Annotated in this window: 13 protein-coding genes and 1 tRNA gene; 1 reads left to right on the top strand and 13 read right to left on the bottom strand. The window is 58.9% G+C overall.

Annotation, left to right across the window (positions count from 1 at the left end; translation table 11 throughout):
• Positions 1-162: 162 nt before the first annotated feature.
• The 13 genes from selA to BN1124_RS21110 all read right to left on the bottom strand — a co-directional run bounded on the left by selA (position 163) and on the right by BN1124_RS21110 (position 14,104).
• Positions 163-1,632, bottom strand: a complete 1,470-nt coding sequence (gene selA, locus BN1124_RS02945; RefSeq protein ID WP_042639003.1) for an L-seryl-tRNA(Sec) selenium transferase — start codon at positions 1,630-1,632, stop codon at positions 163-165.
• A 198-nt stretch (positions 1,633-1,830) separates the two neighbouring features.
• Positions 1,831-1,922, bottom strand: a tRNA-Sec gene (locus BN1124_RS21115).
• A gap of 202 nt (positions 1,923-2,124) precedes the next feature.
• Complete coding sequence (gene hycI, locus BN1124_RS02940; RefSeq protein WP_042638901.1) at positions 2,125-2,616, bottom strand: hydrogenase maturation peptidase HycI; 492 nt, start codon at positions 2,614-2,616, stop codon at positions 2,125-2,127.
• Complete coding sequence (locus BN1124_RS02935) at positions 2,616-3,029, bottom strand: formate hydrogenlyase maturation HycH family protein (protein WP_042638899.1); 414 nt, start codon at positions 3,027-3,029, stop codon at positions 2,616-2,618. Before BN1124_RS02935 ends, hycI begins: the two co-directional genes overlap by 1 nt.
• Complete coding sequence (locus BN1124_RS02930; RefSeq protein ID WP_042638897.1) at positions 3,022-3,837, bottom strand: NADH-quinone oxidoreductase subunit B family protein; 816 nt, start codon at positions 3,835-3,837, stop codon at positions 3,022-3,024. Before BN1124_RS02930 ends, BN1124_RS02935 begins: the two co-directional genes overlap by 8 nt.
• Positions 3,837-4,367 carry a formate hydrogenlyase complex iron-sulfur subunit gene (locus tag BN1124_RS02925; protein ID WP_042638895.1) on the bottom strand — a complete coding sequence of 177 codons (531 nt, stop codon included), beginning with the start codon at positions 4,365-4,367 and terminating at the stop codon, positions 3,837-3,839. The genes BN1124_RS02930 and BN1124_RS02925 overlap by 1 nt, the downstream gene beginning before the upstream one ends.
• 9 nt (positions 4,368-4,376) lie before the next feature.
• Positions 4,377-6,095, bottom strand: a complete 1,719-nt coding sequence (locus tag BN1124_RS02920) for a hydrogenase large subunit (protein WP_042638893.1) — start codon at positions 6,093-6,095, stop codon at positions 4,377-4,379.
• A gap of 65 nt (positions 6,096-6,160) precedes the next feature.
• Positions 6,161-7,114, bottom strand: coding sequence for a respiratory chain complex I subunit 1 family protein (locus BN1124_RS02915; protein WP_042638891.1), 954 nt, complete (start codon positions 7,112-7,114; stop codon positions 6,161-6,163).
• On the bottom strand, positions 7,114-9,009 hold the full coding sequence (hyfB, locus tag BN1124_RS02910) for a hydrogenase 4 subunit B (RefSeq protein WP_042638889.1): 1,896 nt from the start codon (positions 9,007-9,009) through the stop codon (positions 7,114-7,116). Before hyfB ends, BN1124_RS02915 begins: the two co-directional genes overlap by 1 nt.
• Positions 9,009-9,665 (bottom strand): 4Fe-4S dicluster domain-containing protein, encoded by a 657-nt coding sequence (locus tag BN1124_RS02905; RefSeq protein ID WP_042638887.1) that lies wholly within the window; start codon positions 9,663-9,665, stop codon positions 9,009-9,011. The genes hyfB and BN1124_RS02905 overlap by 1 nt, the downstream gene beginning before the upstream one ends.
• 613 nt (positions 9,666-10,278) lie before the next feature.
• Positions 10,279-12,147, bottom strand: a complete 1,869-nt coding sequence (kup, locus tag BN1124_RS02900; protein WP_042638885.1) for a low affinity potassium transporter Kup — start codon at positions 12,145-12,147, stop codon at positions 10,279-10,281.
• A 635-nt stretch (positions 12,148-12,782) separates the two neighbouring features.
• A complete protein-coding gene (locus BN1124_RS02895) occupies positions 12,783-13,370 on the bottom strand; it encodes a hypothetical protein (protein ID WP_042638883.1) in 588 nt (195 codons plus the stop codon).
• A gap of 212 nt (positions 13,371-13,582) precedes the next feature.
• Complete coding sequence (locus BN1124_RS21110; protein WP_156127998.1) at positions 13,583-14,104, bottom strand: hypothetical protein; 522 nt, start codon at positions 14,102-14,104, stop codon at positions 13,583-13,585.
• 841 nt (positions 14,105-14,945) lie between these two features.
• Here BN1124_RS21110 and BN1124_RS02890 point away from each other — a divergent pair.
• Positions 14,946-15,533: a 4Fe-4S dicluster domain-containing protein gene (locus tag BN1124_RS02890; RefSeq protein WP_042638881.1), complete on the top strand. Its 588-nt coding sequence runs from the start codon at positions 14,946-14,948 to the stop codon at positions 15,531-15,533.
• Positions 15,534-15,543: the final 10 nt, after the last annotated feature.

Genomic DNA, 15,543 nt, shown 5'->3' with positions numbered 1-15,543 from the left:
TGGCCATCGTCGAAGTGGGCGAAGCCGAGATCCTGGGTCATGCCGATGGCTTGCTCATGGGCGCGGGCGGTGATGATGCCGGTGAGGGCCTGGATCAGCAGGGTCTTGCCATGATCCACGTGGCCGGCTAGGCCGATGACGGCGCGATAAGGGCTCATGGGATCAGGGCGCCTCCCTCGGGATGCTCAGGGGATGGCTCGTTCGGGGAATTTCTGTGGTGTTTTCACTGCATTCTGCCGGTTTTGACAGCATGTTTAGCTGCGAAACCAGCACGGACATATCCTCTTCCAGCAAGGAAGCCATGTTGAGCAGCACCTGCTGCTGTCGCACGGTCGCTATCACCGGCACCGGCAATTCTCGCAGTGCGTCGAGCAGTTGCTGGGCGGGGCGAGGGTCAAGGCAGACCAATGCCGGGGCGGGATAGAACTCGTCCGGCAGGGTGCCGCCGCCGACCACCAGCTGGGCTGGCACCTGGGCGAAGCAACCGGGCAGGGCGGCCATCAATCGTTCGGCCTTCTCTTGCATGGCGGCGGGGTCGGAGAGGGTGCGCTGGGCGATCCCTTCCCCTGTGGGGGACTTGTTGAGCTTGTGAATGAGCAGGCGTTCGAGCAGGGAGTAGACGATGCGGCTCGGGCGGAAGGTGCGCATCATGGGGTGTTTTTCCAGCCGCTTGATGAGATCGGCGCGGCCGCCGATGATGCCGCACTGGGGCCCCCCCAGCAGCTTGTCGCCGGAGTAGCAGACCAGATCCGCTCCCGCCTTGAGGTACTGGCGCACCGAGGTTTCGTCCGGTGCGAACCCTTCTGTGGTGAGGCCTGAGCCCTGATCCACCGCCAGTACTATGTGATCCGGCAGGGCGCGGGCGACCTCGCCGATGTCCGGGGATTCGGTGAAGCCGCGAATGGCGAAATTCGATCTGTGCACCATCAGCACCAGGGCGGTCTGATCCGTGATGGCATCGAGGTAATCCTTGGCCGTGGTGATGTTGGTGGTGCCCACCTCCACCAGGGTGGCGCCGGAGAGCGCCAGAATGTCCGGGATGCGAAAGCCGCCGCCAATCTGGATCTGCTCGCCCCGGGAGACGATCACCTCGCGCCCCTTGGCAATTTCCTGCAGCAGCAGGAAGAGGGAGGCGGCGTTGTTGTTCACCACCAGGGAGTCTTCGGCCTGGGTCAGGCTGGCGAGCAGGGGGGCGATCAGCCCCTTGCGCCCGCCGCGCTTGCCGGTGGCGAGATCCAGTTCGAGGTTGTTGTAACCGGTGTTGAGCTCGCGTACCTCGTCCCAGAGTTCGGCATTGAGAGGAGAGCGCCCCAAATTGGTATGCACCAGGGTGCCGGTGGCGTTGATCAGCCGGGTCTGGCGCTGGCGCACCAGGCGCTGGCAACGTTTGCCGATCAGCGCCTCAAGTCGGGCAGGATCTACCCCATGCTGGCGAAAGGCTTCGCTCTGGCGCAGCTCGCTCAGAGTCTCTCGCACCGCCTGGGTCACCAGGGGGCGGCTCAAGTCGGCGATATGGGGCGCGAGAAAGGCTTGCTGCAGCAACTGCTCCACCTGGGGCAGGCGATGATTGGGCTGGGCGCTCGGCTGATGGTGCTGCTCGTCGGTGGCGGATGCGTGAGACTGGTTCGGCATGATGTTACCCGGACTGTGCTGGCTGATGCACACCGGCTGGCCGATAAGGTGACGGCAATGGCTGGATATTTCGGCGCGAGGAAACAGCATCGGGAATTAATGACTCGCCGATGCGATTGAATTAATTTCAGGGCCAGAAAACCATCGGTCTGATTATATTGGCAAGCGGTATGAAGCGTTCTATCCAATATAGAAAAGTGGCGGAAGAGGCAGGAATCGAACCTGCCCAAGCCTTCTCGGCTCACATCGGTTTTGAAGACCGAGAGGGCCACCAGACCCTATCAACTTCCACGGCGGACGCCATTTTGTGGCAATTTTTTGTGACTGACAACGCTTTTTTTGTCATAAAAAAGCGTTGTTTAGCCATTTCGACATGAATCTCCACAAGCGTTGTTTTATATCAAAAACGGCGCAGTTAACCCGAAGTTTTTATTGTCATAACGGGCCTCGATGAAATGAAGTGAGAATTATTTTTAATGGCCTGTGGGATATTTATATCGCGTCACTGCGCATATTCCACTGGGCGAGTCGATGTATTAACAACCTGGTATCCTGGGCCGCCTCCAGATGCTGGTGAAGATAATCCATGGCGCCGCTCACCATCTCGGTCATGGGGAAGGAAAAGGCCACTATGGCGGGCTGCACCCCGATGAAGATCACCTCGGGCACGAAGGTCTTCAGCTCATCGATGAGGAAGTTCAGCGGCATGTTGTGGGTCGAGAAGATGAACATGTCGGCGATGGTCTCGGGCGGGATCACCTTGAGGGTGCCCGCCTTCTCGCCTATCTCGGCGGCGTCCACCAGCACGATGCGATCCGGTTGCAGCTCCCGCACCTTGTGCACCACATTCTCAGGCGCTATGCCGCCGTCGATGTGCAGCCAGCCGGGCAGGGGGCTCGCCTGCAACTTGTCCGCCAGATAGGGGCCGGCACCGTCGTCCCCCATCATGGCATTGCCCACGGTCAACACGAGATTGCGGCTCATCAGCGGCTCCTTATCATCAGGTACATATGGGGATCGTTATAAAGGGCGGTGAGCTGGTCCATGAAGGTCTCGGTCCAGCCCAGCTCCTGCTCATCGAGCACACCCTCGGCTTTGCGCAGCCGGTCGAAGGCGCAGGCCAGCAGGTGGCAGTGCTCCCGATAGACGGTGATCTCGCCAAAGGTGAGAAACCCCTCCATCTTGCGGCGCGCCTCGCTGCCCGCCGGGAGTTTGGCGACCCAATCCCGATAGCCCGCCAGGGGGCAGACCAGATCGGCACTGAGGCAATCGACGATGCCGAGGTGGTGGCCGATGGCGAGGCTGTAGTACATCACCTCTTTCGCCTCCTCCGGCACGTCGAACTGCTCGTCCACGAACTTGCGGGAGAGGCGATAGAAGAAGACCTGGTCAGCCATGGGCGATCTCTCTCTTGCCCGCGCCCCGGTTGAGGCAGGCGTTGGCCAGGTTGTTGACGATTTCGCCGAGACGCGGATCGTCGTGCTGCTGCAGATAGCTCTGGATGCGCAGGTCCACGTCCTGCTGGGTCGCCCCTTCGAGCAGCGCCATAAACTCATCGGCGATGATGCGACCCTGACGGTAACCCGCCATGCGGCGCGCCTCGCGCTCTATCATCACCCGGATTTCATTCGGGATGCCGGTGTGGCGCAGCTCGACTCGCTCACCCGCCTGCACCTCGTGGCTGGTGGCTTTGAGTTTCTGCTCGAGTAGGCCGAGGGCCACCGCGAAGCCGTAGATGGTGGCCGCCGGGGTAGGGGGGCAGCCGGGAATGTAGACATCCACCGGCACTATCTTGTCGGTGCCTCCCCAGACGCAATAGAGATCGTGGAAGATGCCGCCGTCACAGCCGCAGGCGCCATAGGCGATGCAGATCTTGGGATCCGGGGCCGCCTCGTAGGCGCGCAGGGCCGGCACCCGCATGGCTCTGGTCACGGCGCCGGTGAACAGCAGGATATCGGCGTGGCGGGGGGAGGCGACCACCTTGATGCCGAAACGCTCGGCATCGAACAGCGGGGTGATGGTGGCGAAGATCTCGATCTCGCAGGCGTTGCAGCCGCCGCAATCCACCCGATAGACATAGGCCGAGCGGCGAATGTCTCTGAGCAGCGTCTTTTTCAGGCGCGTTATCTCGGGATCCTGCACCAGCGGCACGGCGCGGCTATGGGCATCGCCGACTATGGGTTCTATGCCTTTGATTTGGCTCATCAGATCCACTCCTGTTGGGCTGTCGCCCGGATGGGCTGGTTCAACATGCTCTGTTTGCGTTTGCAGTCGGGGCAGTGGTGCAACCGCTCCGGATGGGCGAGGGGCTTTGCCGCTTGCGCTAGGGTGTCTTCCACCAGGGCCACCAGTCTGGCGGGGGCGAAGAAGGTGCCGCACAGCTCGCAAGGGGCGAGCGGGAAGCGGGCCTCCTCATAGAGATCCGCCTTGTTGGTCACCGCCAGCTCGAAGTTCGGGGAGAGGGCGATGGCGTGGGTCGGGCACACCTCCTCGCAGCGGCCGCAGAAGATGCAGCGCGCCATGGAGAGCTCCCAGCGCCGCTCGCCGCTCTCCATGTCCACTTCCATGATGAGGGCGTTGGCCGGGCAGGCCTTGGTACAGGCGGCGCAGGCGATGCACTGATCTGCCTGGTATTCCGGCTTGCCGCGAAAGTCCCGGTTCACCTCGAAGGGGGCGAAGGGGTACCTGGCGGTCGGTGTGCCGGCCCTGAGTATGGTCTTGAACAGCTTGATCATGATGACCCCTTATTTGAGCGGAGAGTGCTTGCGGTCGATGCCGTAGCGCTCGATCTCCTTGTAGGAGACCACGGTGGACTTGCCCTTCTTCGGATCGACCAGGGTGACCCTGTCGGTGCAGGAGTAGCAGGGATCCAGGCTGCCGATGATGAGGGGCGCATCCGCCACCGTATTACCCCGCAGCATGTAGCGCAGGGCGGGCCAGTTGGCGTAGGTGGCGGCGCGGCAGCGCCAGCGAAACAGCTTCTGGTTGTCTCCCGTCATGCTCCAGTGCACGTTCTCGCCGCGGGGCGCCTCGGTGAAGCCCAGGGCAAACTTGCCCGGCTGATAAGTGAAGTCTTCGGTGAGCAGAGGGCCTTCCGGCAGGTGGCCCAGACCGAACTCAATCATGTCGAGGGAGTCGTAGAGCTCGTGGATGCGCACCAGCACCCGGGATTGCACGTCGCAACCGGCGAGGCTCTGGATCTCCATGGGGAGCTCCCGATAGGCGGCGAAGTCGTGGACCCGGCGCACGTCGCGCTTGAAGCCGCTGGCCCGCACCATGGGGCCGACACAGCTGAAATCCCGGGCGATTTGCGGATCCAGCCGACCTATCCCCACCAGGCGGGAGGAGATGTTGGCGGTATCGAGCAGCATGGCCACCAGGGGTTTGAGCTCATCGCGCAGTTCCCGCACCAGTTGGGCACCCTTGATGCGATCCTCCTTGAAGATGTCCCGACGCACCCCGCCGATGAGGTTGAGGCCATAGGTCTTGCGGGCGCCGGTCAGTAGCTCGGCCAGGGTCATGGATTTTTCCCGCACCCGGAAGAACTGCATGAAGCCGGTATCGAAGCCGGTGAAGTGGCTCGACAGCCCGATGTTGAGGATGTGGCTGTGCAGGCGTTCGACCTCCAGCAGCACGGCACGAATCATCTTGGCCCGCTCCGGCACCTGAATGCCCATGGCGTTCTCGACCGAGGTGGTGTAGGCGACGCTGTGGGTGAAGCCGCAGATGCCGCACACCCGATCCGTCAGAAAGGCCACCTCGTTGTAACCCATGCGAGTCTCTGCCAGCTTCTCCATGCCACGGTGGACATAAAACAGCCGGTAGTCGGCATCGATGATGTCTTCGCCGTCCACAAACAGCCGGAAGTGACCCGGCTCGTCCGAGGTGATGTGCAGCGGCCCCACCGGCACGATGCGATTGGCCTCATTGCCGAGCTCGTTGACGAAGGGGTAGGTCTCGGTGTCCGTGGTGGGGACGGGGCGCTGGCGGTAATCCATGGCGTCTTTGCGAAGGGGATGGATATCCTCGGGCCAGTCGTCCGGCAGCACCAGCCGCCGCTCGTCCGGCAGGCCGACCGCCCGCAGGCCGTACATGTCGCGGATCTCCCGCTCCCCCCAGACCGCCGCCGGTATGGTCGGGGTGATGGAGGGATACTCCTGCTCTATGGCGTTGACCAGCACCTTGACGGTGATCCAGCTCTTGGTCTCGGCCTCCATGGAGAAGACGTGGTAGACGGCGAAGTGGCCGTTGAGGCTGCGCTCGTCGTTGGCAAAGGAGACCGACAGCCAGCCGCCGAGCTTGTGGAACAATATGCTGGTGAGGGCAATCAAGTCGGTGGGTTTGACGGTCAGGGTGGCCTGATCGGCGGTCTGCCACTGCTCGTCCGTGATGGCGTGGGGCAGTTGCTGTCGCAGTTGCTGGATGTAGTCGCAGCCGATGCGATCTGAGATGGCGATGGTCATGCAGTTATCTCGTTAAAATCGGGAAAAATGAAATCGGAAACAGCGGGGGCCAAGGCGGACATGGCTTATACCCCGACCAGATAGGCGAGCAGGGCCAGGAGGGCGAGCCCCAGGCCATAGCGGGTCAGCCTGTGGGTGCGCACGAACTGGGTACGGGCCATGGCGTTTTCGATGAGGCCCGCGAGCCCAAAGGCCAGCAGCAGTTTGCAGGCGAGGATCAGGGCCGCCATGGCTAGCGCTGGCAGGCTCCAGTCCGCCGCCTTGCCAAAGGGTAGGAAGATGACCAAAAAGAGCTGCACCACCACCAGTTGCTTGAGGCCGATGCCGAGCTTGAACAGGGCGAGACCCGCACCGGAATACTCGGTGAGCGGCCCCTCCTGCAGCTCCTGCTCGGCTTCCGCGCAGTCGAAGGGCAGCTTGCCCATCTCCACGAAGACCGCGAAGGCGCAGGCGGCCCCCGCCAGCAGGGTGGCGACGGGGGCGGCCAGCGGCTGGGTGGCCACATAGGTGCTGATGTTGCCGAGATCCGAGCTGCCCACCATCATCGCCATGATGAAACAGGCCAGCACCAGGATCGGCTCGACCAGGATGCCGAGGGTCAGCTCGCGGCGGGCACCGATCCCTGCAAACATGCTGCCGCTGTCGAGCCCGGTGAGGGCGAAGAAGAAGCGGAAGATGGCGAACAGATAGATGTCGGTGATGAGATCCCCGGCGATGGGGAAGGGGGACTCGTGCGTCAGGGTCGGCAGTGCCATGGCCACCAACAGCAGGGTGGCGATGAGCAGGGCCGGGGTCAGGTTGAAGATTATGCCGGCAGGCTCCGGGGTGACTTCCTGACGGCGCAGCAGTTTGCCGATATCCCGGTAATCCTGCAGCAGTCCCGGCCCCTGGCGCGAGTGCATCTTGGCCCGCAACACCCGGTTAAAACCGGTGGCGAGCGGGGCCAGCGCCAGCATGGCGAGGGCCTGGGTGAGGGCGAGGGCCACCATGCCCCAGCTTGGCATTTCGAGAGCGGGCATCATTGAACTCCTACTGCCATCAGGATAAAGAGCGCCAGCACCAGGCCATGAAGCAGCCAGCCAGCGGTGGAGGGCGACTCACTCACCCCGTGCAGCGAACTGGCCAGATCGAGGCGCGATTGCTTGCGATAGAGGGGCGCGCAGAGCTGGCGCAGGGTATGGGTAACCGCGCCGGAGGTGAGGCTCATGCGCTCCTCGTAGGCGTAACCGCATGCCCAGGGCGTGCCAGCGTGACGACGACCGAGCTTGGGCCCCTTGAACAGGGCCAGCAGGAGCAGCGGAATGAAGAAGAGACCAATAAGGGTGATGGCAATCACGGGGGGAGAGAGCACGGCCTGACTGCTGTCGAGCGGCAGCAGGGTGGCGCCGGTTGCCACGCTCATTTGGCTCGCCACTTGAGCGGCAACCAGTGCCTGACCGTAGCCGTTGACCAGGGGGGCAATCCAGGGGGCGCCGAGGCCCAGCACCAGACAGACGGCGGCCAGCAGCATTGTGCCCGCCACCATGGTGCCCGGTACCTCGCGGGCCTGGCTCGCCTTCTCGCTGCGCGGGGCGCCGCAGAAGCAGATGCCGTAGACCTTGACGAAGCACATCACCGCCATGGCACCGGTCACCGCCAGCATCACCACGGCCAGCGGCGCGACTATGGAGGTGCCGAGCTTGGTCATGCTGAGCAGGGCCTGATAGATGAACCATTCGCTCACGAAGCCGTTGAGCGGTGGCAGGGCCGAGATGGCCATGGCGCCGATGAGAAACGCCAGCGCCGTCCAGGGCATCAGCTTGGCGAGGCCCCCCATCTTGTCCATGTCGCGGGTGTGCAGGCGGAACATGACCGAGCCTGTGCCCATAAACAGCAGGCTCTTGAAGATGGCGTGGTTGAGCAGGTGATAGAGCGCGCCGAGCAGCCCCAGCGCCACCAGGGTCGGTTGCTGGTTGGCGAGGCCAATCATGCCGATCCCCATGCCCATCAGGATGATGCCGATGTTCTCCACCGTGTGGTAGGCGAGCAGCCGCTTGAGATCGTGCTCGGCCAGCGCAAACAGCACCCCGAGCACCGCCGAGCAGGCGCCGAAGATCAGCACCATGTAGCCCCACCAGAGCTGGCTGGCACCGAGAAAATCGATGGCGACCCGCAAGATGCCAAAGAGGCCCAGTTTGACCATGACCCCGGACATCAGCGCCGAGATATGGGAGGGGGCGACGGGTTCGGCCACCGGCAGCCAGCCGTGCAGGGGCACGAAACCGGCGCGCAGGCCAAAGCCGCAGAAGCTCAGCAGGAACACCAGGGAGGCGAGCGCCCCGGCCAAGTGCTGTTCACGCAGGGCGCTGAACTCCAGACTGCCGCTCTCACGGCAGAGCAGCCAGAAGGCGACGAGCACCAGCGCCATGCCGATATGGTTCATCACCAGATACAGCCTGCTCTGTTTGGCGGCCTCCGGGTTGCACTTGACCAGCCAGTAGCTGGTCAGCGTCACCAGCTCGTAACAGAGCAAAAAGCCCAGCGCGTTGTCGGCCAGCACCATGCCCACCATGGCGAACAGGAAGAGGTTCATCAGCACGCCGATGGAAACGTCCCCCTTGCCCTGGTACTCCTTGATATAGGCAAAGGAGTAGAGGGACACGGCTGATCCAACGAGGGTGATCACCAAGAGCATCAGGGCGGCGAGCATGTCGAGGTGCACCGAGCCCAGCAGCCAGAGCTGGCCATCGATGGGGGTACCCGAGGCGAGGGCCTCCACGGCAACCGCCACACCGGCCAGGGAGCCCAGCAGGGCCAGGCCACTGTTGAGGCGATTGGCGAGGGAGGCTTGCTTGAGCAAGCCGCCCGCCGCGGCGCCCAGCAGCGCACCTAACAGAAAGAGCAGCAGGCTGCCCAGTAGAAGAGGGGGCAGCATCAGAAATCTCCCTGTGTGGACGATAAAGGCTGTGAGGCATGAGAGGCCGAGAAGGCGGGAGCCCCTCCCGGATGGGCGCTGGCGGCCTGTTGGCGCCGCTCACGGGCTGCACTGGCGCAGACACTGTCGTTGACCAGGGTCAGCGCCTGGGAGGGGCAAGCCTCGATGCAGGCCGGGCCATCCTCGCGAAAGGCGCAGAGATCGCATTTGACCGCGATGCTGCGCACGCCGGGCTCCCAGCTCAGCAGGTCTTCCCCAAAGCAGCTCAGGCCTGCCGAGGTGGAGGGGTTGCTGGAGCGGATGGAGCAGGGGATATAGGTGTCGTAGCTGTTGGCGATGGCCACCGGGCGGCTGCCGCCGCTCTGGATGGCGCCAAACGGGCAGGCCACGGCGCAGAGGTTGCAGCCGATGCAGAGGGATTCGTTCAGTTGCACGCTGTCGTCGGTCTGGCGGATGGCCTCGACCGGGCAGACCTTGATGCAGGGGGCGTCGTCACAGTGACGGCACTGAACCGGCATGGTCGCCTGCTCGTGTCGCATGACGGTTAATCGGGGGGCTTGCTGCAAACCCTGGGCCTTGTGAACGGTTGAGCAGGCGGCCATACAGGTGCCACAGCCGATACAAAGCCTGGGGTCGGCGATAACGAAGCGGTTCATAGCCTACCTTGTCGTGTCGCGAACGGAGAAAGTAGGGGCAGGTTGGCAAGATGCGGGCCAGATTGGGTTAAGTGCCAATATTGACTCTTAGGTGCTGTTTTTAAAGAGATTTAAATTTCAAGGGGGAGGCTGGCGAGAGGGCCATCGGGTGTCGAACCGTGACGCTCGTCACTAGTGACGAAGGGCGGGAGAGAGTTCGTCACACAAAAGGACAACCGTTCGTCGGCAGAGGAACACCTGAGCATGGAAGGGATAAGGGTAGGGTGCAATGAACGAAGTGAATTGCACCACTCACCCAAGATCCGGGCGCTCAACAGGGTGCAATGCGCTGCGCTTATTGCACCCTACGGCTTGTGCTCTGCGGTTCACCACCCTGCGATGGCGGATCTGCGAGCATCACAGTTCTACTCCCTTCTCCCCTCGCGGGAGAAGGGCTGGGGATGAGGGGGAGTGGTCTTCGTCCATGGTTAACGGCAAAAAAAGAGGGAGGCTGATGCCTCCCTCTTCTTTGTCTGGTGCGCCTGTTGGCAAGCTGATTCGATTTGCCGGCAGGTGCCATCGTACGTTCGCCTCTCTCGTACGTCCGATTAGGCTTCGCTAATCGAACCTGCCATCAGATATCCACTTGCGAGCCGAGCTCGATCACCCGATTGGGCGGGATCTCGAACTGATCTGGCGCCCGCAGGGCGTTGCGCTGCAGCAGCATAAACAGCTGGCCGCGCAGATAGAGATACCAGGGGCGCTCCTTCATGATGAGGGACTCGTGGGCCATGAAGAACGAGGTCTCCATCATCCGGCAGCTCAGTCCCTCCGCATTGCAGCGATGGAAGATCTCCTCCACGTTCGGGGTCTCGCGCCAGCCATGGCTCGCCACCACCCGCCAGAAGGTGGGGGAGAGCTGCTCGACGCAGACCCGGCGCACGTTGTGGACGTAGGGCACATCTTCCACCCGCATGGTCAGCAGGATCACCCGCTCGTGCAGTACCTTGTTGTGCTTGAGGTTGTGCAAGAGCGCATGGGGGATCACGTTGACCACCCGCGACATATAGACGGCGGTGCCCGCCACCCGGGTCGGGGGGGATTTTTCCAAGGATGCGATCATGGGATCCAGCGAGTTGCCGTGCTCGTTGAGGCGGCGGATAAGCTGGAAACGCTCGCTCTTCCAGCTGGTCATCAGGGTGAACATGACGGCGCCCAGGGTCAGCGGCAGCCAGCCGCCGGAGACGATCTTGGCCAGGTTCGCGGCAAAGAGCGGCACGTCGATGGCGAGCAGCAGAGTGAACAGGGCAGCCACCAGGTACTTGTGCCAGTGCCAGCTGTTCTTGGCCACCGAGCAGAAGAGGATGCTGGTCAGCACCATGGTGCCGGTCACGGCGATGCCGTAGGCCGCCGCCAGATTGCTGGAGTGCTCGAAGCTCATGATGACGATCACCACGGACACATAGAGCATCCAGTTGATGACCGGAATATAGATCTGGCCGGACTCCTGCTCCGAGGTGTGGACGATGCGAATGGGGTTGAGATAGCCCAGGCGCACCGCCTGACGAGTCAGGGAGAAGACCCCGGAGATCACCGCCTGGGAGGCGATGACGGTCGCCAGGGTCGCGAGCAGCAAGAGCGGCAGCAGCGCCCACTTGGGGGCGAGCAGGAAGAAGGGGTTGGCGATGGCCTCGGGGTCGCGCAGCAGCAGGGCCCCCTGGCCGAAGTAGTTGAGCACCAGCGACGGCAGCACCACCATAAACCAGGCGCGCCGGATCGGGCTCTTGCCGAAGTGGCCCATGTCCGCGTAGAGCGCCTCCACCCCTGTGATGGCCAGCACCACGGCGCCGAGGGCGAAGAAGGAGGTGAGCCGGTATTCCATGAAGAAACGCAGGGCCCAGAGCGGGTTGAGCGCCCCCAGCACCTCGGGGCTCTGGACGATGCTGCTAAGGCCAAGCGCCGCCAGGGTCAGGAACCAGACCAGCATGATGGGGGCAAACAGCTTGCCCACGGTGGCAGTGCCATGGCGCTGAATGGCAAACAGCAGGGTCAGCACCAGCACCGAGAGCGGCACTATGTAGGCGTCGAGGGAGGGGGCCACAATTTTCAGCCCCTCGATGGCCGACATCACCGACATGGCGGGGGTGATCACCACCTCGCCGTAGAAGAAGCTGCCGCCGATGAGCCCGAGGATGATGAGCACGGGGGCCCACTTCTCGGGGCTGTTGCGGGTCGCCAGCGACATCAGGGTCAAAATGCCCCCCTCACCTGCGTTGTCGGCCCGCATCACGAAGGAGAGGTACTTGACCGAAACTACCAGCAGCAGCAGCCAGAAGATAAGAGAGAGGAAGCCCAGGATGGAGGCGGGTTCGACCCCGAAGCCGAATTGACCGGACAGGCACTCGCGCAGGGTATAGAGCGGACTGGTGCCGATATCGCCATAGACCACGCCGATCGCCGCCAGGGTGACGCCGGACAGGGCGGGTTTGTTAGTACAGTTCATGAGTTATCTTGTCAGATTGCCGGTGGCGCAGTCGCCAACACAGGGGTCCCGAGCGATCGGAAAACCGGGATCGTTATTCGGGAGGGTATTCAAGGATTGCAATGGGAAAGGGCGTTAGCTGGATAGAAATAGGCTCATCATGGGACACAGTCTGTTCATCTGCGATTCAGCTCATGATGACACAGAGTCTGTGGGAATCGATGCTGGTATAAATAATCAAAGGGCCATATTGAGTGAAATTATTAATTGTTCATTGATTGAAATGCAGCGCCGAACGGTGAGCAAGTGCTTGTTTTAGCTGGGGTTCCATTTTACCCAGCGTTTCCTGTCAATCTGGCTGAAAAATAAACGATAAAATGCTGTCCAATAAAGAGGTAGTTGGAGAGTAAAGGCGGGAGGGAATTGGGTGGCGATGGAGTCTTTATTTGGTGACTTGGTAAGAAAATAGTTACATTCAGTGGGCATAGTTAAAGACGGTCACTGTAAAAATGAAGAGGTAGTATGTAGATAAATGTAGGGTGCAATGAACGAAGTGAATTGCACCACTAACTAAAAAATGTAATGTGGCAGCAATACGCTGCGATTCGAGTAAGTAGCTCCCTGCGATGTTTGTTATATATCCGGGATGGTCTATTTTATCGAATGCCGTTATACATAACATCAGATTTGTCAATGCCAATATCTCGTCTCATAGCATTTGTTAAACTTAAAGCCTTATGCCTAATTTCTTCCCAACTTGCAGTATCACCATCGAAAACAATAGCCAACAATTTATCTATGAACGCATCATTAGCATCCATGACATCTTGTGGTGCGATCATTGCAAGGTAACCATATATTTTAAGCCTTTCTGTTTCGAACTGTTCTTGTTCTTCTGGAGATAGTTCTTTCTTATGTCGCAATACGATCATCTCGACTTTAGCTAGCATTATAGCCACTAAGTCGACAGTCGCTCTATAAATTGCTAGTTTATCGTTATGTTCTCTAATATGAGTTTGCTTATAAATTTCCAATTCATGATTTAATTCGGCTAAGTGTAGCTGGTTTTCTTTTTGTAATTTTATCCTTAGTTGCTCTAGTTTCTGTTCGTGATTGGCCTTTTCTGTAGCCATAAGACGGCTCGCCCATATCTTACCTAAATAATTAGACATACCAAGAATAATTGCACCACTACCACCTAAAGATGCGATAACAGTTGCTCCAATCGATAGGTATTCGCTCATACGTTCTCTTTCCTATATAATTTCATTGTTTAGAAAAACATTTAAATGATTCATTAATATATAAACCAGTCATTTACACGGCGCCACATATTGATAGTCCTTTAAACTTGATTGTTAGAGGCTTTACAAGCCATGATCTTTTTTATACATAAAGGGTAAAGTGATTGCAAAGGCAATAGAGTCTTCACCTAGTACTTTTTTATTTTTGTAACTTACGACATAACCTTTAAAAAAACATATGCTTCCTCGTTGTATGGGTCATTATTATCTGAGCCATGAGTACTTAGCAATTTCTCAGCGTATTCAACAGCATCAAATGTTTCTTGCTTTCCAGTGGTTATTGCTAAAAGGTAGCCATTTATAATTTTATCCATGTAATAATTAAGCTTATTTACAACAGCTACTGTTCTTGCTTCACCTAACTTAGAATTGACTATCTTCAATTCTTTTTCTTCCACCAAAAATATGAGTTTAGATTCCTGTTTATTTAACGAGCCAATTGATTTTTGATGCTCTAATATTTTACTGTCTAGTGTTTTTAATTGGCTTTTTAACTCGTTTTTTGTAGAGACAAGTGACTGGTTATCAATTTTTGCTTGCTGTAATTCTTTTTCTTTTTCGAACACTGGATGAATAGTGCTGAAATATGCCCAGACACCAAATCCTAAACTTATTATTGTTGAGATCTTGACCATGTGTTCTAGAAAACCATCATCTTGCTTATACAATCTCAATTGTTTTTCTCCGTGTTTTTATAAAAGTCCATATTTTATGGAAACCGATCTTTAATTGCTTATATTTAAATCATAATATTAAATAATAAATTCAGTCATCCATTTATTGATGGGGGATTTCAGAGAGATTAGAGGCTTATATTTAATATGCTCAATAAAATTTCATTAGTATTTAGTGGTGTCTACCCAATATTATTTTTCTGGTAGAAATATTATTTAGGCTTTTGTTGTCATCTTCGGTCATATCTTAAGTTCCTGACACTCGCTTGCTGCTATTAACCCGCGCTGTTTGATATATCTGTTCCATGGAGTCGCCCCCTAAAGGAGCTGGTTGCCATCTGGGACATGTTATCCGGCTGGAGAAAAAACAGAAGCTAGAGGCGTTGGAAACCGGATCTGGCTCAATAAATTTGTCAGTAGGGGGCTTTTTTGTTCGATTCTTCTTTACGTGTCCTGTCATCTAGATAGTAAAACTAAACAACTTTGCCCCCCATTTGCCCTCTCCAGGGCCTGCCGCTGCTGTCTTGAGCCCTGTTGCTGCCATGCCATCGATATCTCGTCGAAAGGTCGGCCCATCCGATGGGGCAGGGGTTGTCACCGGGTGTCGAGCTCGTCACTTTTGTCGTGTCGAGCCCGGCGTCCCGCCTCGCTCGTCATCGTCACTCGCCTGAGAGCAGCCGCTCAGATCCCTGATTACCCCTTTATTTTCAGTGTCTTGTGATTTTTATCGCAAGCGGGGGCCGGTTTGGTCTGATTAATGCCTAGTGGGGTGACCGGCTGCGTCGTTGCTTGTATTCAGCCCGGCGGCCGGTGCAACGAACCATTTAGGATCCCTCTTTTTATGAACAGCTTCGTGATTGCCGATCCCAGTCTCTGCATTGGGTGTCGTACCTGTGAGGTGGCCTGCGCCGTGTCACACCAGTCAGCGTCCTGCGGCGGGACCCTGGCGCGGGAGGGCGGCCTGCATCTCGCCATCGAGGATGGGCATCTGGTCTCCAAGGACAGCTATTTTCAGCCGCGCCTGAAAGTCATCGTCGGCAGCAAGGTGACCACCCCCGTGCTGTGCCGTCAGTGTGAAGACAAGCCCTGCGCCATGGCCTGCCCCAATAACGCCATCGTCACCGAGGATGGTTGCGTCAAGGTCTATCAGGCGCGCTGCATCGGCTGCAAATCCTGTGTGGTGGCTTGCCCCTATGGCGCCATGGCGGTGGTGGTGCAGGAGGTGGCCCCGGCCGCCGATGCGCTGTTCAAGCGCCCGCAGACCAAGGCCCAGGCCCTGAAGTGCGATCTCTGCCGCCACCGTGAGGCGGGCCCGGCCTGCGTCGAGGTGTGCCCGACCCAGGCGCTGCGCCTGGTAACCCCACAGAGTCTGGCGACCCTGAACCGGCAGAAACAGCTGGCCAGCGCCGAGGCGATGCCGGCGGGTTAGGTCGCGCCTT

The sequence above is a fragment of the Aeromonas eucrenophila genome (assembly GCF_000819865.1).
Lineage (GTDB): Bacteria > Pseudomonadota > Gammaproteobacteria > Enterobacterales > Aeromonadaceae > Aeromonas > Aeromonas eucrenophila.
Note: the sequence above shows the minus strand (reverse complement) of the source record. Positions and strands in the feature narration are given on the sequence as shown.